The 19,155-nt window shown below is 68.3% G+C and carries 19 protein-coding genes and 1 tRNA gene; 6 read left to right on the top strand and 14 right to left on the bottom strand.

Annotation, left to right across the window (positions count from 1 at the left end):
* The first annotated feature begins 86 nt into the window (after positions 1 to 86).
* Positions 87 to 1,337 (top strand): GTPase HflX, encoded by a 1,251-nt coding sequence (gene hflX, locus KF887_12160; GenBank protein QYK40190.1) that lies wholly within the window; start codon positions 87 to 89, stop codon positions 1,335 to 1,337.
* Positions 1,338 to 1,486: 149 nt separating this feature from the next.
* On the opposite strand, the gene KF887_12155 is transcribed toward hflX, so the two are convergent.
* Positions 1,487 to 1,840: a RidA family protein gene (locus KF887_12155; protein ID QYK40189.1), complete on the bottom strand. Its 354-nt coding sequence runs from the start codon at positions 1,838 to 1,840 to the stop codon at positions 1,487 to 1,489.
* Between the two features lie 190 nt (positions 1,841 to 2,030).
* Here KF887_12155 and KF887_12150 point away from each other — a divergent pair, with 190 nt between their 5' ends.
* Positions 2,031 to 2,300, top strand: a complete 270-nt coding sequence (locus tag KF887_12150) for a glycine zipper 2TM domain-containing protein (GenBank protein ID QYK40188.1) — start codon at positions 2,031 to 2,033, stop codon at positions 2,298 to 2,300.
* 29 nt (positions 2,301 to 2,329) lie between these two features.
* Here the strand turns inward: KF887_12150 and KF887_12145 are convergent.
* The 11 genes from KF887_12145 to KF887_12095 all read right to left on the bottom strand — a co-directional run bounded on the left by KF887_12145 (position 2,330) and on the right by KF887_12095 (position 13,007).
* Positions 2,330 to 2,403 (bottom strand) — tRNA-Gly (locus KF887_12145).
* Positions 2,404 to 2,609: 206 nt separating this feature from the next.
* The gene (locus KF887_12140) at positions 2,610 to 3,161 is read right to left on the bottom strand and encodes a fasciclin domain-containing protein (GenBank protein QYK40187.1); all 552 of its coding nucleotides are present in this window, start codon (positions 3,159 to 3,161) and stop codon (positions 2,610 to 2,612) included.
* Positions 3,162 to 3,270: 109 nt separating this feature from the next.
* Positions 3,271 to 3,987 carry an anti-sigma factor gene (locus KF887_12135; protein QYK40186.1) on the bottom strand — a complete coding sequence of 239 codons (717 nt, stop codon included), beginning with the start codon at positions 3,985 to 3,987 and terminating at the stop codon, positions 3,271 to 3,273.
* Entirely contained in the window at positions 3,984 to 4,547 is a 564-nt protein-coding gene (locus KF887_12130; GenBank protein ID QYK43559.1) for a sigma-70 family RNA polymerase sigma factor, read from the bottom strand. The genes KF887_12135 and KF887_12130 overlap by 4 nt, the downstream gene beginning before the upstream one ends.
* A gap of 96 nt (positions 4,548 to 4,643) precedes the next feature.
* Positions 4,644 to 6,665, bottom strand: coding sequence for a DUF4445 domain-containing protein (locus KF887_12125; protein ID QYK40185.1), 2,022 nt, complete (start codon positions 6,663 to 6,665; stop codon positions 4,644 to 4,646).
* 86 nt (positions 6,666 to 6,751) lie between these two features.
* On the bottom strand, positions 6,752 to 7,807 hold the full coding sequence (locus tag KF887_12120) for an ABC transporter ATP-binding protein (protein QYK40184.1): 1,056 nt from the start codon (positions 7,805 to 7,807) through the stop codon (positions 6,752 to 6,754).
* Positions 7,807 to 8,586, bottom strand: coding sequence for an ABC transporter permease (locus tag KF887_12115; protein QYK43558.1), 780 nt, complete (start codon positions 8,584 to 8,586; stop codon positions 7,807 to 7,809). Before KF887_12115 ends, KF887_12120 begins: the two co-directional genes overlap by 1 nt.
* The gene (locus KF887_12110; GenBank protein ID QYK40183.1) at positions 8,586 to 9,455 is read right to left on the bottom strand and encodes an ABC transporter permease subunit; all 870 of its coding nucleotides are present in this window, start codon (positions 9,453 to 9,455) and stop codon (positions 8,586 to 8,588) included. The genes KF887_12115 and KF887_12110 overlap by 1 nt, the downstream gene beginning before the upstream one ends.
* A gap of 68 nt (positions 9,456 to 9,523) precedes the next feature.
* Positions 9,524 to 10,630: an ABC transporter substrate-binding protein gene (locus KF887_12105; protein ID QYK40182.1), complete on the bottom strand. Its 1,107-nt coding sequence runs from the start codon at positions 10,628 to 10,630 to the stop codon at positions 9,524 to 9,526.
* A gap of 150 nt (positions 10,631 to 10,780) precedes the next feature.
* The gene (locus tag KF887_12100) at positions 10,781 to 11,476 is read right to left on the bottom strand and encodes a cobalamin biosynthesis protein CbiX (protein ID QYK40181.1); all 696 of its coding nucleotides are present in this window, start codon (positions 11,474 to 11,476) and stop codon (positions 10,781 to 10,783) included.
* A 121-nt stretch (positions 11,477 to 11,597) separates the two neighbouring features.
* Positions 11,598 to 13,007, bottom strand: a complete 1,410-nt coding sequence (locus tag KF887_12095) for an FAD-dependent oxidoreductase (GenBank protein QYK40180.1) — start codon at positions 13,005 to 13,007, stop codon at positions 11,598 to 11,600.
* Positions 13,008 to 13,129: 122 nt separating this feature from the next.
* On the opposite strand from KF887_12095, the gene KF887_12090 reads away from it, so the two are divergent.
* The 4 genes from KF887_12090 (at position 13,130) to KF887_12075 (ending at position 17,199) form a co-directional block, all read left to right on the top strand.
* Positions 13,130 to 14,113, top strand: a complete 984-nt coding sequence (locus KF887_12090) for a hypothetical protein (GenBank protein QYK40179.1) — start codon at positions 13,130 to 13,132, stop codon at positions 14,111 to 14,113.
* A 75-nt stretch (positions 14,114 to 14,188) separates the two neighbouring features.
* Positions 14,189 to 14,842, top strand: coding sequence for a protein-L-isoaspartate O-methyltransferase (locus KF887_12085; protein ID QYK40178.1), 654 nt, complete (start codon positions 14,189 to 14,191; stop codon positions 14,840 to 14,842).
* Positions 14,843 to 14,856: 14 nt separating this feature from the next.
* Entirely contained in the window at positions 14,857 to 16,197 is a 1,341-nt protein-coding gene (locus tag KF887_12080; protein QYK43557.1) for a TolC family outer membrane protein, read from the top strand.
* A gap of 138 nt (positions 16,198 to 16,335) precedes the next feature.
* Entirely contained in the window at positions 16,336 to 17,199 is an 864-nt protein-coding gene (locus KF887_12075; GenBank protein ID QYK40177.1) for a hypothetical protein, read from the top strand.
* A gap of 74 nt (positions 17,200 to 17,273) precedes the next feature.
* Here the strand turns inward: KF887_12075 and KF887_12070 are convergent, their stop codons facing one another.
* Positions 17,274 to 17,594 carry an elongation factor P gene (locus KF887_12070; GenBank protein ID QYK40176.1) on the bottom strand — a complete coding sequence of 107 codons (321 nt, stop codon included), beginning with the start codon at positions 17,592 to 17,594 and terminating at the stop codon, positions 17,274 to 17,276.
* A gap of 236 nt (positions 17,595 to 17,830) precedes the next feature.
* On the bottom strand, positions 17,831 to 19,123 hold the full coding sequence (locus tag KF887_12065) for an HlyC/CorC family transporter (GenBank protein ID QYK40175.1): 1,293 nt from the start codon (positions 19,121 to 19,123) through the stop codon (positions 17,831 to 17,833).
* Positions 19,124 to 19,155: the final 32 nt, after the last annotated feature.

Genomic DNA, 19,155 nt, shown 5'->3' with positions numbered 1-19,155 from the left:
ACGAAGACGCTGCAGACGACGACGTTTCCGCCACCGCGCGCGGCCCGCGCGGCCAGGACACGGCGGCAAGGAACGAGATCGGCTATGTGCTGCATCCCGACCTGCGCGCGGCGCGGGCGCGCCGCCTGCCGGAACACGGGCTGGCCGAGGCCGTGTCCCTGTCCGCAGCGCTTCCCGGCCTGACCCTTGCAGGGGCCGAGGTCGTGCGCATCGCCCGTGCCCATCCCGGCCTGCTGTTCGGTTCCGGCAAGGTCGAGGAACTGAAGGCCCGCTTCCGCGACCTGGGGGTGACGCTGGTGCTGGTGGACGGCCCGGTCAGCCCGGTGCAGCAGCGCAATCTTGAAAAGGAATGGGGCGTCAAGCTTCTGGACCGGACCGGCCTGATCCTGGAAATCTTTGCCGACCGCGCCCGCACGCGCGAGGGCGTGATGCAGGTGGAACTTGCCGCGCTCAGCTACCAGCGCACGCGCCTGGTGCGGGCCTGGACCCACCTGGAACGCCAGCGGGGCGGCTTCGGCTTTGTCGGCGGCCCCGGCGAAACCCAGATCGAGGCCGACCGTCGCGCCATCGACGAACAGGTGATCAAGCTCCGCCGCCAGCTTGACCGGGTGGTCAAGACCCGCGAACTGCACCGCGCGGCCCGGCGCAAGGTGCCGTTTCAGGTGGTGGCCCTGGTGGGCTATACCAACGCGGGCAAGTCGACCCTGTTCAACCGGTTGACCGGGGCCGAGGTTCTGGCCAAGGACATGCTGTTCGCCACGCTTGACCCCACCATGCGGGGCGTCCGGCTGCCGTCCGGGGCGCGGATCATCCTGTCCGACACCGTGGGCTTCATCAGCGACCTGCCGACACAGCTTGTCGCCGCCTTCCGCGCCACGCTGGAAGAGGTGCTCGAGGCCGATCTGATCCTGCATGTGCGCGACATCAGCCACCCCGAGACCGCCGAACAGGCGGCGGATGTCGAGGATATCCTGCGTTCGCTGGGCGTGGCCGAGGGGACGTCCCGGATCGAGGTCTGGAACAAGCTCGACCTCGTCGAGGGAACGGCCCGCGCGGCGGTGCTGGCGCAGGCGGGCACCGCCGCGCCGGTGGTGCCCGTCTCGGCCCTGACCGGCGAGGGGGTGGCCCGGCTGATCGACCTGGTTGCCGCCGCCATCGACGCGCCACGCACGGCGGCGGACCTGCGGCTGGGCTTTGCCCAGGGCAAACGCCGCGCCTGGCTGCATGACGCGGGCGTGGTCACCGCCGAGTCCGAGGATGATGACGGCTGGACGCTCTCGGTCCTCTGGACCGACCGGCAGGCCGAATCCTTCGCCGCCCTGCCTCTGGCGGGCTGACGCCGCGCCGTCAAAGTCTTAACAAGACATGAATCCGGCCAGGTCAACCCATTGAAATTGCTTGGCCTGGCGCGCGTCCCATCGTGGGACGCCCGCGCCACGCCCCGCATCGGGGCAAGGCCGGGGGCCACCCCGGCACCCGGCTCCGGTCAGCGCAGCGCCGCCGTCACGATCACTTCGACCCGGTAACCCGGCGCCGCCAGCTTGGCCTCGCCCGTGGCGCGGGCCGGGGTATGCCCCTGCGGCACCCAGCCATCCCAGACCGCGTTCATCGCCGCGAAATCCGCGATGTCCGCCAGCCAGATCTGCGCCGACAGGATGCGGGTCTTGTCGGTCCCGGCCGCAGCCAGGATCCGGTCCACCTCGGCCAGGCACTGCCGGGTCTGGTCGGCCACCGGATCGCCTGGCGTGCCCACCTGTCCGGCGACCCAGAGTATCCCGTTGTAGGCCACGCCCTCGCTCATCCGGGGGCCGGGGCCGAAGCGGGTGATATCGTCGTTCATCTGCGCCTCCATGCTGCTGCCGGGCATGGCTATACGCTGCGCCGGTCAAAGGAAAGCAGCCCCGCCCGCGGATTCCCGCCGAACGGCCGCCCCGCATCCGGCGGCGGGCCGCCGAGGCCGCGAGGGGCCGGGAACCCTTGCGCGCCCCCGCGCGTTGTCTGCCTGCAACCACAACCGGGGAAGAACCCAGATGAAGAAATTCCTGTTGATCCTGCCGCTCTGCGCCCTCGCAGCCGCGGGCTGCACCCCCACCACCGCCGACCAGCGGGCCGTTCTTGGCGGCATCGGTGGCGCCGCCGTGGGCGCCGCCGTGTCCAGCCCGAGCGACCGCACCCAGGGCGCCCTGATCGGCGCGGCGGTGGGTGTCGCGGCCTCGACGCTGATCGGCCCGGCGCCGACCGCAGGCCAGTGCTACTACCGCAATTCCCGCGGCGAACGCTTCATCGCGCCCTGCCAGTAAGGCGGGCGCGTCGACCGGTGGCGCGGGGATGGAGCGGGTGAAGGGAATCGAACCCTCGTCGTAAGCTTGGGAAGCTTCTGCTCTGCCATTGAGCTACACCCGCGACAGCTTGGAGGTAAGCCAACCGGGCCGGTGCGTCAAGCGGGCTCGGGGCCGCGGTCGCGCCGGCTGGCAGCAACAAGGGCCGCCCCGAAGGGACGGCCCTCTTTTCCCGTGCGATGCCTCGTCGGGGGCAATGTCGGCACCACCCGGAACTGCGCCCGGCCCGGCGCCGAGTGACGCGGCGGGCCGGACCGGGCAGGCGCTCCATCACATCGCGGGCAGAAGCACCCGGTCGATCACATGGATGACGCCGTTCGATTGCTTGACATCGGCGATGGTGACGGTCGCGACCTCACCCGCCCCGTCGCGGATCTGCACCTTGCCGTCGGTCACCATCGCGGTGAATTCGCAGCCGCCCACCGTCGTCAGGGTGAACATGCCGCCACCATCGGCCGCCATCTTGGTGACATCGGCCGCCATCGCGGCGGCGGGCACCACGTGGCAGGTCAGGATCTTCACCAGCTGATCCTTGTTCTCGGGCTTCAGCAGCGTCTCGACGGTGCCCGCGGGCAGCGCGGCGAAGGCGTCGTTGGTGGGGGCGAACACGGTGAAGGGGCCGGGCGTCATCAGCGTCTCGGCCAGACCTGCCGCCTGCACGGCAGCGACAAGCGTCGTGTGATCGGCCGAGTTCACGGCGTTCTCGACGATGTTCTTGTCCTCGAACATCGGCGCGCCGCCGACCATCGGGTTGGCGGCAAGCGCGGCGCCCGATGTGGCGGCGACAACCGCCAGGGCGGAAAGGGATGAGCGTAGCGTCATGGATCGTGCTCCCGGATCTGGGGCAGGGACCGTCCCTGCCTCGTGTCCCGGAAACGGACGGGGCGGGGGTGAAGTTTCACCCCCGCCCCGCGATCCGATCACGGATGCGTCAGATGTCCTGTGCAACGACGACGCCGGTCACCAGGACAGGCCCGGTCGGGGCCCCGGTGGTCGAACCGCCCGCGGGTTCAAGACTGACCGCCAGCACCGCGCCTTCTGGCAGCGCGGGCAGGCTGCGGCGCGTCTCGGGCGCGTCGATCAGGCCCAGAGACACCGGCGCGGCGTCCCCGGCGATCAGCCACAGTTCGTGCGCCTGTCCGGCAGGCGGGGCATCGCCCCCGGTCCGGGTCAGCACCAGCGTGTCGCCTTCGTAGCGCGCGGCCAGGATCAGGGCCTGACCCTCGGCGGCAAGCGTTGCCGTGAACACCGGACCTGCCGGGGCCACGGGCGTGGGCGGCACTGGCGGGGGCAGGGTGGCCAGCACCAGGACGGCCAGCAGGCCTGCGGCGGCCGAACCGCCAAAGAATCGCAGCCACCAGCCGCCGCCCGCCGCCCGGGCCTTTGCGGCGCCCTGGGCCTTCTGCGTCTCGGCGGTGCCGAACAGCCGCGCCTCGATCTGCGGCAGAAGGTTCGGCGCCTTCACCTCGGGGAAGCCGCCGTTCATCCCGGCAAGGTCGAACTCCCATTTCGTCACGCGCCCGGCAAAGACCGGATCGGTCTTGATCCGTCGCTCGGCGGCGGCGCGTTCGGGCAGGTCGAGCACGCCCAGCACATATTCGGCGGCGAGGGCCGCATCCTCTTCGTCGCGGGTAAAGGTGTCGGTCATGACTCAAGACACTCCCGCAGGCGGAGCAGGCTGCGGCGCAGCCAGGTCCGCATGGTATTCAGCGGCACATTGTACTTGTCGGCAAGGTCCTGGTAGCTCAGGCCCTGAAGATAGGCGCCGCGCACGGCGCCCGCGCGGTCGGGTTCAAGCTGACCCATGCAATCGACAACGCGCCGTGCCTCGCCCCGGGCGATCAGGTTGCCCTCGGCGCCAAGGCCGGGATCGGCCAGGGCGGCAGTGCCGTCATCCTCGTCCTCGCCGGTCCGGTGGGTGGCCGCCGCCGGAGGACGGGCACGCAGGCGGTCTATGGCGAGGTTGCGGGTGATCGCGATCAGCCAGGACATCCCCTTGCCCATCGCGGGGTCATAGCGACCCGCCCGCGTCCAGACCCGTGTGTAAACCTCCTGCAAGGCATCCTCCGCTTCCGCTTTCGAAGCAAGGATACGGAACAGGACACCCATGAGTTTCGACGAGGTTGCAGAATAGATGTCGCGAAAGGCGGCCCGGTCGCCTTCCGCAATGCGCAACAGCAGCGGCGCGATCGGATCTTCGGTGGACATGTCGGTCACGGCGGCTGTGTCACCTTTCTGAAAGGGTGGCGGCACCCGCCGCAAATCGACATTGAAGATACGCTTTTGGCATGGGATGCCAAGCCGTTACCGACGCCGTCGGCGGCCTTCCCCGCCGCTGGTGTTGAATGCAACCTCTGGCAGAGTGACGATGCGCGACAGTTCCGCGAATGGTGCCGTTGCGTGGGGGATCGCGTTCGCGGAAACAAAGTGTTCCTGGAACCGGGGCTCGATGGCCGTCTCGACCTTGTGGATGTTGCCCACGGTCGCCTCGATCCCGGCCCGCGCGGCGACGTTGCACAGCGCGATGCGCGCACCGGTTCCGGCGGCGTTGCCCGCGCTTGTCACCCGGTCCAGCCGCGCGTCGGGAATCATGCCCAGCACCATCGCGTGCTTCGGGCTGATGTGCGCGCCGAAGGCCCCGGCCAGAACCACGCGGTCGACCCCGTCCACGCCCATCTCGTCCATCAGCAGGCGCGCGCCGGCATAGAGCGCCGACTTGGCAAGCTGGATGGCCCGGATGTCGCCCTGCGTGACGGTGATGCGCGGCCCGCCGTCTGCGCTGCCGTCGTGGATCAGATAGCTGTGGGTGCGGCCCTCGGCGATCATGCGGGGGCTGCCGACCTGTTCGGCCGACCCGATCAGCCCGCCCGCATCCACCAGCCCGGCCATGCGCATCTCGGCCACCGCCTCGATGATGCCGGAGCCGCAGATGCCGGTGATGCCCGTCGATGCCGTGGCTGCGGCGAAACCCGGCGCATCCGACCACAGGTCGCAGCCGATGATGCGGAAGCGCGGCTCCTTGGTGGCCGGGTCGATCTCCAGCCGCTCGATGGCACCGGGCGCGGCGCGCTGCCCGCTGGAAATCTGCGCACCCTCGAAGGCCGGGCCGGTGGGCGAGGAACAGGCCAGAACGCGGCTGCGGTTTCCCAGCAGGATCTCGGCATTGGTGCCGACATCGACGATCAGCACCAGATCGTCGGAGTTCTGCGGTTCTTCCGCCAGGGCGACGGCGGCGGCATCGGCGCCCACATGCCCCGCGATGCAGGGCAGCATGTAGGCCCGTGCCGCCGGGTTCACGTTCGACAGGTCCAGATCGCGCGCGGCGAAGGACAGCGCGCCCGAGGTCGCCAGCGCGAAGGGCGCCTGGCCCAGCTCGACCGGGTCGATCCCCAGCAGCAGATGGTGCATCACCGGGTTGCAGACGATCACCGCCTCATAGATCGAGGCCGCCGATATTCCGGCCTCCTGTGCCAGGGCGCCGGCAAGCTGATCGAGCGCGGCGCGCACCGCGCGCGTCATCTCGACATCGCCGCCCGGGTTCATCATTGCATAGGACACCCGGCTCATCAGATCCTCGCCGAACCGGATCTGCGGGTTCATCAGGCCCGACGAAGCCAGAACCCGGCCGTCGGTCAGGCTGACCAGATGTGCGGCGATGGTGGTCGAGCCGAGGTCGATGGCAAGGCCGTGCAGATCCGCCTCGTGAAAACCGGGGAACAGGTCGAGGATGCGGGGCGGGCCCTTGTGGTCACGGAACAGCGCCACGGTGACCGACCAGTTGCCCTTTCGCAGCACCGGCTGAAGGCGCCGCAACAGGCCGAGGTCGATCTGCACGCCATCGACCTTCCATTGCTCGCGCAGGGCGGCGGCGAGGCGTTCGAAATCGCCCGATGGTTCGTGCATGTCGGGTTCGGCGACCTCGACGTAAAGCAGGCGCGTGGCCGGGTCCATCGCGATGACGCGGTCGCTGGCGGCCTTGCGGATCACCTGCTTGTGCAGCTGGCTTTCGGGGGGCACGTCGATGACCACATCGCCCGCGATGCGTGCCTGGCATCCCAACCGACGCCCGTCGATCAGCCCCCGCTTGGACTTGTAGCGTTCCTCGACCGCGTTCCACTCGGTCAGCGCGTCGGCGGCCACCGTCACGCCATGCTTCGGAAATTCACCGTAGCCGGGCGTGATCTGGCATTTCGAGCAGATGCCGCGCCCACCGCACACGCTGTCGAGATCGACGCCGAGCTGACGCGCGGCCGTCAGCACCGGGGTGCCCAGCGGAAAGCGCCCGCGCTTGCCCGATGGCGTGAATATGACGAGTGCGTCGCTCATGCTGCCCCCTGCCGCTTGCAGGTCCGTTCTAGGCGCACCATCGGCGGCTGCAAGCACCGCTTGCGACAGGATGCGGGCAGGCGGCGTCAGGACAGAAGGATGAAGTCGCGCGCCGACAGCGACACATCGACCGTGCTGCCGGGCTGGGGTGGCGGCGTGTCGGCCCGGTTGAACGTGTCAAGCGATACCAGCGAACCCGCAGCCTCGGCCCTGACGCGGATCACCGCGCCCATGAACTGCACATCCGCAACCGTTGCGGGAATCGTCACCTCGCGTCCTTCGGCCTGGCCCAGATGCAGGGCCTCGGGGCGCAGTGCCAGCGACACGGTGGCGCCCTTTGGCGCCTCGATCGGTTGACCGAGCTTCATCAGCGCCCCGCCCAGCCGGACGATGCCGCTGGCGGGCATCTCGACCACGGCCTCGAAGGTGTTGAGCGTGCCCACGAAGTTCGCCACGAAGCGGGTGGCCGGCTGGTTGTAGACCTGGAACGGCGTGCCGACCTGTTCCGCGATGCCCCCGTTCATCACCACGATGCGGTCGGAAATCGACATCGCCTCTTCCTGATCGTGGGTCACGAAGACGGTCGTGATCCCGAGTTCGCGCTGGATCGTCCGGATTTCCGTGCGCAGCGATACCCGCACCTTGGCATCAAGCGCCGACAGCGGTTCGTCCAGCAGCAGGACCTTGGGTCGCGGCGCAAGTGCGCGTGCCAGTGCTACGCGCTGCTGCTGCCCGCCGGACAGCTGGAACGGGTATCGTCCGCCCATCTCGGGCAGGCCGATCAGCTTCAGCATCTCGGTCACGCGCGTGTCGCGTTCGGCCCGGGCCACACCCGCGACGCGCAGCCCGAAGGCCACGTTCTCGGCCACGGTCAGGTTCGGGAACAGCGCATAGGCCTGGAACACCATGCCGATGTTGCGCTGGTTCGGGCGCAGCCGCGTCACGTCCTGCCCGCCGATCTGGATGGTCCCGGCCGAGGGAGCCTCGAACCCCGCGACCATGCGCAGCACGGTGGTCTTGCCGCAGCCCGATGGTCCGAGGAGCGAGATGAACTCGCCCTGCGCGATGGGCAGGGTGAAATCCTTCACGACGCGGGCGCTGCCGAAGGATTTTTCCAGGTGCGAGATGTCAAGATAGGCCATCAGCGGGCGACCCTTGTGTGTTTCTGGAACCGAGTCACCAGCTGGATCAGCGCCATGCAGGCCCATGTCAGCCCGAAGGCGATCACCGCCAGGGCGGCCGGCTCATAGGCCTTGTTCGCGCCCACGATCTGAAGATAGGGGCCGAAGGCGGGCCGGTTCAGTAGCGCCGCCATGGTGAATTCGCCCAGCACGATGGCGAAGGTCAGGAAGGCGCCGGACAGCACCGCAACCAGGACATTCGGCAGGATGATGCGGCCGAGGATCGTGCCCCATCCCGCGCCGAGCGATTGCGCCGCCTCGGTCAGAGTGGCGACGTCGATGGTGCGCAGCCCGGTGTCGACCGCGCGGTACATGTAGGGCAGGGCAAGCGTGGCATAGCCGAACATCAGCAGGATGTTCGTTCCCGTGGTCGACCCGGTCAGCGGCAGGAATGACGAAGTATTGTACAGCCGGATGTATCCGAAGACGATGACGATCGCCGGGATGACCAGCGGGAGAAGCGTGATGAATTCGATCACCGGCCGCAGTTCGGGCATCCGCAGGCGCACCCAATAGGCCGTCGGCACCACCAGAAGCACGCCGAAGGCGATGGTGAACAGTGCCATGACCACCGAATACATGAAGGTCGCGCGGAACTGCGGGTCGGCCAGCACCGAGGCATAGGCATCCAGGGAATAGACGCCCCGCCGCATCGACAGCGAGAACTCGGTCATCCCGAACAGCGGCAGGATGAAGACCATGGAACCCAGGATGAAGGCCGCCCAGGCCAGAGTGCGCATCATTTCAGCCACCGTTCCGACCGGGCGCGCAACCAGATGTAGATCGCGTTCGCGGCGCCCGTGATCACGATCATCCCGAAGGCGAGCGCATAGCCGAGCCCGGGACTGCCCAGCACATCGCCCCGGATCTGGCTGAACAGCAGGATCGGCGCGATGTTCAGCTGCGGTCCGGCAAGCGCAAAGGCAGTGGCGACCGCGCCGAAGGAATTGGCGAACAGCAGCGCGAAGGTACCCAGAAGCGACGGAAACAGGATCGGCAGGGCAACCATGCGCCAGTACTGCGGGCCGGTGGCACCCAGAACCTCGGCGGCCTCGCGCCATTCCCGCTTCAGTCCGTCCAGCGCGGGCGTGATGATCAGGATCATCAGGGGCACCTGGAAGAACAGGTAGGTGACGATGAGCCCGGTCGAGGAGAACAGGTTGAAGCCGTAGGCGCGCAGGTTGATGCCGAACTCGGTGCGCAGCCACAGGGTGATCAACCCTGCCGGGCCGATGGTGGCGATGAAGGCGAAGGCCAGCGGGACGCCGGCAAAGTTCGAGGCCACGCCGGAGAATGTCAGCAGGGGCGAGCGCACGGCCTTTGGCAGGCCGCCGAAAACCACGGCCGCCGCCATCGCAAAGCCGATGGAACAGCCGAGTATCGCCGACCAGAAGCTGACCCGGATCGAAACCCAGTAGGCATTGCGGATGGTGCGCGTGTTCAGGCCCAGCACGTTGTCGAAGGTCAGGCTGCCGTCGGGGGCCCGGAACGCACCGACGACGATGTAGAGCGCCGGAAGGATCAGGAAAAGGAACGCAAAGGCGAAGAAGGGCGCAACGCCAAGCCAGCGCAGTGGCAGCCGTCGCAGGACAGGGTTCGGCTGGGACATGCGGGAATGATCCTGCGGCGGGCGTCGGGTGGGTGCCGCCCCCAAGGGCGGCACCCGGAGATGTCAGATCACTGCACGACGTCCGCGCCGACGACCTTGTCCCAGCCTTCCTTGACGGCGGCCGAGTTGGCGTTGACCGCGTCGATCGACGGGAACACCGCACGCTCGTAGGCGTCGGCCGGGGGCAGCGCGTCCATCAATTCCTGCGGGACGACGCCGCGCGCAACCAGATCGTTGAACCGGATCGGGTGGCAGTAGCCCTTGAGCCAGCCAAGCTGACCCTCGTCGCTGTAGAGGTATTCCATCCACAGTTTCGCGGCATTCGGCTGCGGCGCGTAGGCGCTGATCGCCTGCACATAGACACCGGCCAGCGTCACGTCGGACGGCACGATCACCTCGACCGGCGGGTTGCCGTTCAGCGAATCGCGGGTGGCGAGGGCATTGTAGTCCCACTGGATCACGATGGGCGTGGTGCCTTGCGCCAGTGTGCCGGCCTTGCCGATGACGGGGACGAAGTTGCCCGCGTCATTCAGTTCCTTGAAGAACTGCAGCCCGGCCGCCGCCGCTTCCGCGCCGGGTGCCGCGCCGCGCGCCATGCCGGCCGCCAGCACGGCAAGGATCGCCTGGTTCGACGCGCGCGGGTCGCCGGCAAGCGCCACCTGGCCCGCGTATTCCGGCTTGAGCAGGTCGGCAAACGAGGCGGGCGGGTTGGGCACGAGGTCGGTGTTCACGGCAAAGGACATCACGCCGTAGTAGTCGCCGTACCAGTTGCCGTCGGCATCCTTGGCATCGGCCGGGATCGTGTCCCAGGTCGAGACCTTGTAGGGTTGCAGCAGCCCTTCGCCCTGTGCCGCAGGGCCGAAGGACAGGCCGATGTCCAGCACGTCGGGGGCCTGCGGGCCCTTGTTGTCCTTGTTGGCGCGCACCGCTTCCAGTTCGTCGGCGCTTCCCGCATCCGGGTTCAGTTCGTTGATCGTCAGGAAGGGATACTTCGCCTTGAACCCGGCGATGACATCGCCATAGCCGCACCAGGAATGCGGCAGCGCGATGGTCGTCAGCATGCCTTCCTTCTGCGCGCCCGCAATCAACTCGTCCATCGTTTGCGCGGGCAGGGCGGTAGCACCCAGCATCGCCGCAATGCCGGCCGACATGGCCAGAGTCGCACCCATCTTCATGGAATCCCCCTTGGTTGAACCGTTCGTTCGTGTCGCCGCCGATCTTGCAGGCCCGGTGATCGCCGGGGGCGGCCTGACGCGACGCTAGCAACTGTCAGCCCTGTGTGACAATCGCATGACAAACCGGACGGTCAAAAAAATTTCGCGGCCCTAGGCCGGACCCCGCGCCAGACCTGCGGCGATGATCCGGGGAACCTCGGGATGCTCGCCCACGGCCGGCAGGAGCGGCCCGCGGAACCCCGCCTGTTCCAGCGCATCCGGCACGTCCTCGGCGACATGCCCGGCACGCAGGGCAAAGAACGGCAGGCAGATCGCGGTGCCCAGACCGCGGGCGACATCGAACAGGTGTGGCGGTTCCTCGATGAACCCGGTCAGCACCCGGCGGAAGGGCGCCATATGACCCAGAAGTGCCGCGATCGCCCGGGCGCCTTCGGCCGAAGCGCGCGAGACTTGGCTGCCATGTGCCGCGATCAGCAGTGTCGTTTCCTGTGGAACAAGGCCGTGCATCTGCGCGCCATCGATGGCCGCGCGGGCCGCGATTGCAGGCAGTTCCGGTGCCACGCCGAAGGCCGGAAGACGGGCGAGCGTGCCATGGCCCGCTTCGCGCAGACGACGGGGCAGGGCGGTGCGGGTGAACCAGCCCTCGGCCATGAAGAAGGGATAGATCAGCGGCCTGTCGAGGTCTGCAAGCGCCCGCTCGAGCGCGCCCTCGGCGGCAAGGGTTGCGCCCCTGACACCCCAGCCGGGCAGTCGCGCCGAGACGCGCGCGGCAAGGTCGATCAATGCGTCCTCCTGGGGCCCGGGATCTGCGGGCGAACCATGGGCAACGATCAGGGCAGCAGGCATGATGGGTCTGTTTCCGGACGAAGCTGTCCATCACGGTAGTGTGAACCCGGCCCTCGTCCAGTCAGGCGCCGCTGAAATCTTGTGCGAATGTCTGATGCGACCCGTTTCGGCGGGCGGTCTGTCACCGTCCCGTGATCCAGTTGCCAAGCGCGCCGAGCCGCGAGGGCCGTGTCGCGCCCGGCCGCATCTCGCGGCGATCCGCCGCGTTCAGCAGCGCATACATCCCCCGCACCCCAAGCCATCGCAGCGGTTCCGGCTCCCATCGCCGCACGCGATGGTTGACCCAGGGCAGGCGGGTCAGTGCCGTGTCCGCCCCGACCGCCAGATCGGCGAGCGTCCGCCCCGCCAGGTTCGAGGTGGACACGCCGACGCCGACATAACCGCCCGCCCAGCCCAGCCCGGTGGCCGGGTCGAAGCCGACGGTCGCGCACCAGTCGCGCGGGACGGCCAGCACGCCGCACCAGGCATGGGCCACGCCCACATCCCGTGCCGCGGGAAAGTGCCGACGCAGAATCCGTACCAGGCGCCGAACGGTTTCATCGTCGGGGGCGCCGCCGGTGTCGGTGGCCGAACCGAACCGATAGGGCACGCCGCGCCCGCCGACGGTGATCCGCCCTTCGCGCGTGCGCTGGCAGTAGCAATAGGCATTGGCGAAATCCCCAAGGATCTCGTTACCCTGCCACCCGATCTGCGCCCAGACCTCGGGCGGCAGGGGATCGGTCACGATCTGCGCGGAATTCAGCGGCAACCAGTCGCGACGGCAGCCGGGCAGCCCGGCGGTGAACCCTTCGGTCGCGCGCAGGATGACACGCGCCGTCACCGTGCCCCGGTCGGTCTCGACCCGTCCCGGCCGGATGGACAGGGCGGCCGTGCCTTCGGCGATGCGGATGCCGCGACGCTCCACCGCGGCCGCCAGACCGCGCACCAGTTTGGCGGGTTGAACCCGTGCCACGCCACCCACTACCATGGCACCAAGCGCACCGGGGATGTTCACGCGCGCCGCCGTCTCGCGGGAACCGATCGCGGTCACACGGTCCTCGCCCCAGGACTGCCGATGCGCGACCTCTGCCTGCAGGCGCACCGCTTGGGCAGGGCTGACGGCCACCATCAGCTCGTCCGTGCGACGGATGTCCGCGTCAATTCCCTCGGCCTCGGCGACGTCGATCACCTCGTCCACGGTGCCGCCCATTGCGGCGACCATGGCGCGCACCTGCGCGGCGGTGGCGCCGCCCGTCACATATCTGTCATGGTGCCAGGCGAAACCGCCGGTCAGCCAGCCACCGTTGCGCCCGGAAGCGCCGAACCCGGCGAATTCCCGTTCCACGACCAGGATCGTCCAGTCCGGCCGTGCGCGATGGAGGTAGAAGGCAGTCCAGAGGCCGGTGTATCCTGCCCCCACGATGCAGACATCGACCTTGGCGTCGCCCGCCAGCGGCGCGCGGCGGGCAGGCGGCCCGCCGATATCGGCATACCAGAACGAGACGCCCCCCGTGGCTGCTGGCAGGTCGGGTGTCTGACGGGTGGTGGGCATGGCGCCTCGCAGGAAGGTCAGCGCGCAGATTGACCGGCGGCGGCAGCCGGCGCAAGGCTTGCGCGACTGCGGTTTCCCGGTAGGCTGTCGCGGCGCATTTCGCAGAAGGTAGGGACCGCAGCATGTGGGATTTCAGCATCGGACAGGCGCTTGGCCTGATGGCGCGGACCGCGCCCTTCGTCCTTTTCCGGGTCGTCGTCTATTTCGGGGTGACGGTTGCGCTCATCCTGGCTACCGGGACCGGCGCGGGCCTTGGCTGGGGGATCGGCGGGTTCGGGGACGAAGAGTTCCGGGCAAGCTCGACCGCCTGGGGTGCCTTTGGCGGCTTCGGCCTGGCCGCGGGCGCGGTGTTCTTTCTGCGTGACTACCTGCTCTACATCGTCAAGGCGGGCCATATCGCCGTGATGGTCGAGGCGCTGGAGGGCCGCGCGCTGCCCGCCGGACGCGCGCAGATCGACCACGCGGTAGCCGTGGTGAAGGACCGCTTCGGCGAGGCATCGGCCCTGTTCGCCCTGGATCAGGTGGTCAAGGGGGTGGTCGGTGCGATCTCCGGGCTGATCCAGGGCCTGCTGTCGATCCTGCCGATTCCGGGGCTCGACCGGATCATGGGCGTGGTGCGTGCCTATCTGCGCCTTGCCGTCGGTCTTGTGGACGAGGTGATCCTGGCCCATGCCATTCGCAGTGGCTCGTCCAATCCGTGGAACAGCGCCCGGGATGCGCTTGTTCTCTACGGCCAGAACGCGCGGCCCATGCTGATCAATGCCGCATGGCTGACCGCGATCGTCTGGGGCCTTTCGTTCGTGGTCTTCCTGCTGATGCTGGCACCGGCCGCCTTTGTCGTCTGGCTGCTGCCCGGCGCATGGTCTGCGGGCGGGCTGGTCTTTGCGCTGGTCTTTGCATGGGCGGTCAAGGCCGCGCTGATCGAGCCCTTTGCCATAGCCTGCCTGCTGCAGGTCTTCTTTCGCGTGACCGAGGGGCAGACCCCCGACCCGGCCTGGGTGGCGCGCCTGGAACAGGCGTCGGACAAGTTCCGCAGCATGGGCGCGCGGGCGATGTCCTGGGCCGGCAACCGCTTCGGCGGCAGCACCGCATCGGCATCGTCCTGAGCGCCGAGCACGGTTGCGCGGGGCGGTCGGCTGTGGCATCACCCTTGAGGGCAATCTGAACCGATGGGTTTACTCATGGCCGATTTCGTTACGCGCCGCAGGATGATGGTCGATACCCAGGTGCGCCCGTCCGACGTGACCAAGTTTCCGATCATCGACGCGATGCTGGCCGTGCCGCGGGAGGCCTTCGTGCCCGATGACCGGCGTGAGGCCGCCTACATGGGCGAGAATCTGCCGCTGGCTTCGGGTCGGGTGATCCTTGAGCCGCGGACGCTGGCCAAGATGCTCGACGCGCTGGACCTGCAGCCCGGCGATCTTGTGCTCGATGTCGGAACGGGGCTGGGCTATTCGGCCGCCGTGGTGGCGCGGATGACCGAGGCGGTGGTCGCGGTCGAGGAGGACGAGGCGATGGCGGCAGATGCGCAGCGCCGCCTGTCCGACCAGGGCGCCGACAATGTCGTCGTCGTGCAGGGACCTCTGGCCGGGGGGGTGCCGAAGCACGCGCCCTATGATGCGATTCTCGTTCAGGGCGGGGTCGAGGTGCTGCCCGGCGCGATCGCCGAACAGTTGCGTGACGGCGGCCGCATCGCCTGCCTTTTCGTCGAGGGACGGCTGGGCACGGTGCGCATCGGGGTGAAGCAGGGCGATGTGATCGCGTGGCGGCACGCATTCAACGCGCTCGCCCCGGTATTGCCGGGTTTCGCGAAAGCGCGGGAGTTCACGCTTTGACCCGCGGCGGCGGCCTGCGCGCTCTGGCAGTTGCGGCCTTTGCGGCGCTGTCGGCCGTGCCCGCCGGGGCAGAGACCTTGGCCGATGCGCTGATCTCGGCCTATCGCAACTCCAATCTCCTTGAACAGAATCGCGCGGTGCTGCGCGCCGCCGACGAGGATGCCGCACAGGCTCTTGCCGCGCTGCGACCCGTTCTGCGCGCCTCGGGCGGTCTCGGCTATTCGAACCAACGCACCGACCAGTTGCAGGCAAGCCTCGATTTCCAGGCGCAGATCACGATCTTCGATTCGGGGTCGAACGCCCTTGCGCTGGAGTCCGCGCGTGAATCCGTGCTTGCGACCCGCCAGTCGCTTGTGAACCTGGAACAGCAGGTCCTGCTGTCGGCGGTGCGCGCCTATGTCGGCGTGCGTCTGCAGGCCGACATCGTGGCCCTGCGCGAGGCGAACCTGCGCCTGATCACGCAGGAACTGCGCGCTGCCCAGGACCGGTTCGAAGTGGGCGAGATCACCCGCACGGATGTCGCGCAGGCCGAGGCCCGGCTTGCTGCGTCGCGGTCGGAACTGGTGGGCGCGCAGGGCGATCTTGCCATCGCGCGCGAGGGCTATCTGCTGGCCGTCGGACGGGAACCGGGGCGGCTTTCGCCGGTGCCGCGCCTGCCGCGGACGGCCGACAGCCTTGCCGCCGCCAAGCGCGTTGCGCAGGCCGGTCACCCGCTGATCCGGCAGGCACAGCATCAGGTGACGATTTCGGAACTCGGCATCGCGCGATCGAAGGCTGCCATGGGCCCCACGATCACCGGCACCGTCACGCAGAGCTATCGTGACGTCGGCAAGCCGTCGCTGTCCGGCGGGCTGACAGTCAACCAGACCCTCTATGCGGGCGGGCAGTTGTCGTCGCTCTATCGCCAGTCGCTGGCGCGTCGTGACCAGGCACGGGCAGGTCTGCATCAGACCGTTGCAGAGGTAGGCCTGGGCGTGGGCGAGGCCTGGGCGAACGTGGCCGTGGCGAATGCCTCGATCGAGGCGTCCGACCGCCAGATCCGCGCCGCGCAGACGGCCTTCGAAGGTGTGCGGGAAGAGGCGCGGCTGGGCGCACGCACGACGCTCGACGTGCTGGATGCAGAGCAGGACTTGCTGCTGGCCCGGACCAACCGGGTCTCGGCGGAGGCGACGCGGGTCATCCAGGTCTACACGCTGCTGGCGGCGATGGGCCTGCTGACGGCGGATCACCTGGGGCTTGGCATTCCGACCTATGATCCTGCGGCGTACTACAACGCGGTCAAGAATGCGCCCGCCACGTCGGCGCAGGGCCGAAAGCTCGACCGGGTTCTGGAAGCCATCGGCAAGACGCGCTGAGGCGCGCGGGGCACGATTCGTTAACCCTTGTGCTGCCAGCGTTCTTGTATCGCCGGGCTACGGCGGGTAGATTGCGGGACAGATGGCGCTAAGCCGCGTTTTGACCGCAGGGGTCGCATCCCAGGGGCAGGGGGCAGCATGTCGGACGCGATGACAACGGGCGAGATCGAGGACATCCTGTCGTCGATCCGGCGTCTCGTATCAGAAGACCTGCGCCCCGCCACGCGCACCGGCGCAACGACGCTGGTATCGGACAGCGAACAGGCTGCGGATCGGCTGGTGCTGACGCCCGCCTTGCGCGTGGTACCGCCCGTGGCGGTGCCGGACAGCGCGACGCCGGTTTCGCTGACTGAATTCGAACATCAGGCTCCACCATTGCTGCTGACGCCCGCCGCGCATCCCGCCGGTGACGCCTGGCACGAAGAGGCCGAGGGCGACACCGGCCCGGCCGAGGTGCCTGCGGACGTCGCGGATGACGTGACTCAGGACGCGGATGCGCCGGCGACCGGCGATGCTTGGGCGATGGACACGGCCGACCACGGCGGCGCAGAGGCAGAGACCGGTCCCGTCGAGTCACCCGCCGACGAAGTCGCCCGGGATGGCACGGATCGGGAACCCCGGCAGGAAGACCGCGTCGCAAGGATCGCCGCGGCGACCGGTCGGACGGCCCATCCGGAATGGGAGGCAGAGACCGGTGACGCGCCAGCCACGCGGCTCAGCTGGATCGACGTGGCCGCGGCGGCCGATGAGGATCCTGGCCCAGCGCCGACCTTCGTTCACCGCCAGCAGGCCGCCGCGACGCAGCAGCGGCCGGGCCCCGACGAGGCGGCACTGATCGGCACGACCGAGGATGTGCTGGACGAAACCGTTCTGCGCGAGATCGTGCGCAGCGTGCTCCGCGAGGAACTGCAGGGGCATCTGGGAGAACGGATCACCCGCAACATCCGCAAGCTGGTTCGGGCCGAGGTGCATCGCGCCATCGCGCTGCGCGACTACGAATAGCGCTGTCGAAGCTGCGGGAAAAAGGAAACGCGCCCCGTGGGGCGCGTTTGCGTTCCCGACAGTCCCGCCGGGGATCAGGCCGCCTCGGCCTGCTCCAGGGCGTGGCGCCGTTCGCTTTCCTCGCGCGACAGGGCGACCGAGGTGCGCACGCCCTTGGACACGAATTCCATCAGCCCCTTCACGACACGCTCATTCGGGTCGATCCCGGCGCAGGACAGAACCTCGCGCCCGTCCTTCGAACGTGCCCAACGGGCGATCTGCTCGGGGCCATTGCCGTATTTCTTGTCATCGGCAATCGCATCATCCAGCGCAGCCAGCACAACGGCCGCAAAAAGCTTGCGCGCACGCTGCCCCTGTTCGAAGTTGAACGCGGTACCATCCACGAAATCGACCATTGTCGTCGTCCTTGTTCTTGCTCTTGCGTTTTCGGGCGTCCGGGCAATATGGCGGTTTGCGCGCGATTCGGTATCCCGTTCCCGACATGCCTGCCATGCAAATGGCGCATGACTGCAGCGTCGGCATACCGTATATCGTCACAACCCGCACCGGGCTGCCGCGATATATAGCGACTGCCCGGAATTCTTCAACCTTTCTTCACAATTGTGCCCGATTCCCGGCAGCGTGCCGCCGATCAGAGCGGGCGGATCTTCAATCGTGTCAGGCGGTTCTCCTGCCGGGCGGCGACCTCGAAGCGGAACCCGTGGAAGGAAAAGACCTGCCCGGCCTTGGGAATGGTCTGCGCCTCGTGGATCACCAGGCCCGCAACGGTATTCGCCTCGTCGTCGGGCAGGTTCCAGTCCATCATCCGGTTCAGGTCGCGGATCGTGGTCGCACCGTCCACGATGTAGTCACCCGCCTCGGTGGGTTTCAGCACCGGTTCCTTCTCGACCACGTCGAATTCGTCGGCGATGTCGCCCACGATCTCTTCAAGAATGTCCTCGAGCGTGATCAGGCCGCGCAGCGTGCCGTATTCGTCCACCACCAGGGCGAAATGCGTGCGCCGTTTCAGGAACTGGCGCATCTGATCGTCGAGCGGCGTTGTCTCTGGCACGAAATAGGGTTTCATCGCGACCTTGAGCACGTCGAGCGCGTCAAGCTGCGCAATGTTGCCCTCATCCCCGCGCACCAGCCGGTCCACCTCGCGCAGCAGATCCTTGGCATGCACGACACCGAGGATGTTCTCGTCCGATCCGCGATAGACGGGCAGGCGGGTATGCGGGCTTGCAAGGACCTGGCTAATGATATCTCCGGGGGCGCGGTCGGCGTCGATCATCTCGATCTGGCGGCGGTGGCGCATCACCTCCTCGACCGTGCGTTCGCTGAGATCGAGCGCGCCGAGCAGGCGATCGCGGTCTTCCTTCTGCACGGCCCCCTCGGAATGGCCAAGCTGGATCGCGCCCGCGATTTCCTCGCGCAGTGCCAGCATGGCGCCATCCGGATCGGTGCGCATGCCGAACACCCACAGGATGCCGCGCACCAGCCCGCGCACCACCGAGACCACGGGCGAGAACACCGCCACGATGACACGCACCACCGGTGCCACGAAGGTGGCGGTCGGCTCGGGGTGGGTGATCGCATAGGTCTTGGGCAGCACCTCGGAAAAGATCAGGACAAGCGCCGTCATGATCAGCGTGGCCAGCGCCACCCCCCCCTCGCCGAACAGCCGCGTCAGCAGCGCCGTGGCCAGCGCGGCCGACAGGATGTTGACCACGTTGTTCCCCAGCAGCAGGGCCCCGATCAGGCGTTCGTTGTCCTCCTTTATGTTCAGCGCAACCTCGGCCCCGCGCGATCCCTTGTCGGCCTGCGCCTTCAGCTTGGCCCGGGACGCGGCGGTCAGCGCCGTTTCGGAGCCCGAGAAGAAGGCCGAAAGGAACAGCAGGGCGATGATCGCCACCGTGGTGAACCAGAAGGCGGCGTCGAGCATGTCGGCGGTCGGAGCGGTTGGCATGGAGTCCT

Source organism: Paracoccaceae bacterium (assembly GCA_019454225.1).
In the GTDB taxonomy this organism is placed as follows: domain Bacteria; phylum Pseudomonadota; class Alphaproteobacteria; order Rhodobacterales; family Rhodobacteraceae.
The sequence above is the reverse complement of the archived record's forward strand: the minus strand, read 5'-3'. Positions and strand labels throughout refer to the sequence as shown.

Excerpts from the sequence above, each read along its gene's own strand:
- KF887_12140 (QYK40187.1), bottom strand. The coding sequence starts at position 3,161 with ATGACGCTACGCTCATCCCTTTCCGCCCTGGCGGTTGTCGCCGCCACA.
- KF887_12100 (QYK40181.1), bottom strand. The coding sequence starts at position 11,476 with ATGCCTGCTGCCCTGATCGTTGCCCATGGTTCGCCCGCAGATCCCGGG.
- KF887_12065 (QYK40175.1), bottom strand. The coding sequence starts at position 19,123 with ATGCTCGACGCCGCCTTCTGGTTCACCACGGTGGCGATCATCGCCCTG.
- KF887_12125 (QYK40185.1), bottom strand. The coding sequence starts at position 6,665 with ATGAGCGACGCACTCGTCATATTCACGCCATCGGGCAAGCGCGGGCGC.
- KF887_12110 (QYK40183.1), bottom strand. The coding sequence starts at position 9,455 with ATGTCCCAGCCGAACCCTGTCCTGCGACGGCTGCCACTGCGCTGGCTT.
- KF887_12075 (QYK40177.1), top strand. The coding sequence starts at position 16,336 with ATGTCGGACGCGATGACAACGGGCGAGATCGAGGACATCCTGTCGTCG.
- KF887_12070 (QYK40176.1), bottom strand. The coding sequence starts at position 17,594 with ATGGTCGATTTCGTGGATGGTACCGCGTTCAACTTCGAACAGGGGCAG.
- KF887_12115 (QYK43558.1), bottom strand. The coding sequence starts at position 8,586 with ATGCGCACTCTGGCCTGGGCGGCCTTCATCCTGGGTTCCATGGTCTTC.
- KF887_12155 (QYK40189.1), bottom strand. The coding sequence starts at position 1,840 with ATGAACGACGATATCACCCGCTTCGGCCCCGGCCCCCGGATGAGCGAG.
- KF887_12085 (QYK40178.1), top strand. The coding sequence starts at position 14,189 with ATGGCCGATTTCGTTACGCGCCGCAGGATGATGGTCGATACCCAGGTG.
- KF887_12120 (QYK40184.1), bottom strand. The coding sequence starts at position 7,807 with ATGGCCTATCTTGACATCTCGCACCTGGAAAAATCCTTCGGCAGCGCC.
- KF887_12130 (QYK43559.1), bottom strand. The coding sequence starts at position 4,547 with ATGTCCACCGAAGATCCGATCGCGCCGCTGCTGTTGCGCATTGCGGAA.
- KF887_12095 (QYK40180.1), bottom strand. The coding sequence starts at position 13,007 with ATGCCCACCACCCGTCAGACACCCGACCTGCCAGCAGCCACGGGGGGC.
- KF887_12105 (QYK40182.1), bottom strand. The coding sequence starts at position 10,630 with ATGAAGATGGGTGCGACTCTGGCCATGTCGGCCGGCATTGCGGCGATG.
- KF887_12150 (QYK40188.1), top strand. The coding sequence starts at position 2,031 with ATGAAGAAATTCCTGTTGATCCTGCCGCTCTGCGCCCTCGCAGCCGCG.
- KF887_12090 (QYK40179.1), top strand. The coding sequence starts at position 13,130 with ATGTGGGATTTCAGCATCGGACAGGCGCTTGGCCTGATGGCGCGGACC.
- KF887_12135 (QYK40186.1), bottom strand. The coding sequence starts at position 3,987 with ATGACCGACACCTTTACCCGCGACGAAGAGGATGCGGCCCTCGCCGCC.